Origin of the sequence: uncultured Aquimarina sp., assembly GCF_947500065.1 — a bacterium.
Taxonomy (GTDB): Bacteria; Bacteroidota; Bacteroidia; order Flavobacteriales; family Flavobacteriaceae; genus Aquimarina.
On the sequence record NZ_CANMQT010000034.1, the window covers coordinates 1 to 1413 of the forward strand.

1 protein-coding gene is annotated in these 1413 nt (G+C 30.9%); it reads left to right on the forward strand.

Going from position 1 to position 1413, the window contains the following annotated elements; translation table 11 throughout:
• Positions 1-640: 640 nt before the first annotated feature.
• On the forward strand, positions 641-1413 hold a 773-nt coding region (locus Q0975_RS28305; RefSeq protein ID WP_299444341.1), incomplete at its 3' end, for a hypothetical protein.

The following is a 1413-nucleotide window of genomic DNA, read 5'->3' on the forward strand; positions in this document are numbered from 1 at the left end:
GTGAGCTTATATACTATTATATAATTACCAGAAATAGCGCAGTAGTCAGAAAAGGAACAATTACCGTAATGAGATAAATGTGTTTTAAAAACCTTTTATTTGGTAGGTAAAAATTTGGTTAATTCTGATCTTTAAATAATCTATGCTAAAACAATAATTTTCAGTTGATAAAATTACTTTAAGGTACAAGTAAAAAATTAAAATTTGAGCAAAAAAAGTACACTTAATCGGTAAAAGCTGCCGTTTTTAGGTGTTTTTTGATTCATATAAACAGCTCGTTTTTAGTTAAATTTTTTGTTTTTTATTCCAAAAGTTTTAATTTTTGGATGCTTTTAAATTAAAATTTGAACGTTTTTCCTAGATTTTAGTTCTTTTTTGTTTGTATATAACTATTTGATTTATAGTTTATTATAAGTAACTTATAACCCTTTTGCCAGGCATATTCACATATGTAATTATTGTCTTCAAAATTAGGTAAGAATATTATTACAAAAAAAAACGAAAAATTGGTTTGATATAAACATTTAATTCATAATTTTATGACTTTACAATATTTATATTAACAACATTATTAACAAGCGCCCCAAATCGCTTGATTAATTGTGCATCTATTCACATAACAATAACAAGTGTGATTGCTATGAAAAGAAAACTTAACCTATCGTTACTTGCCTTTGTGCTTATCCTCCTTTCTTTCCCTGAGGCTATTGCGCAACAAATCGCAGGACCTGAGTTTTATATTAATGATAGCAATGCCACAGATAAGAACGCTTGTGTAAATCAGAATGTCCCCAATCGATCAGCTATAGCGGAGTATAACGGTCCATCGGGCTTTTTAGGTGCAGGAACAGAATTTTTTCTAGAAATATCAGATGATACAGGAGTGTTTTCTGATGAAACAACGGAGATATTGGATAGTTTTATTTCCAATACGGCTATTGGTGCTAGTGCGGATATTGAGTTTATAGATTTCCCTATACCAACAGATCTTAGAAGTGATAACTATAGTTTAAGAATACGAGCAGAACTTCCGGATGGTTCAGAGTTTATAGGTCTTTCTACTACTCAAGCTGCGATTTATTATTTTGATTTTAGTGAAGGAGTTACCTTAACAGGTCCTAATATTGAAGCAAATAATGTAGCACTTTGTCAAGGTGAACCCGTAACGTTAACAGCGTTACCAGAAGGTTTTCCTGCCTATATTTGGAGTCGTGATGGAACGGTTATTTCCGGAGAGTCTTCTAATATATTAGAAAATGTAACACAACCAGGATTTTATAATGTAAAAATTGATTTTGGTTTTTGTAATTCATTTTTCAATTTTGATTCGGCGAACACCAATGTTTTTCTTTTTGATACGAACAATGTTTTTATTAATGAGGAAGGCGCAGCACCACTATCATTTTGTCCAGA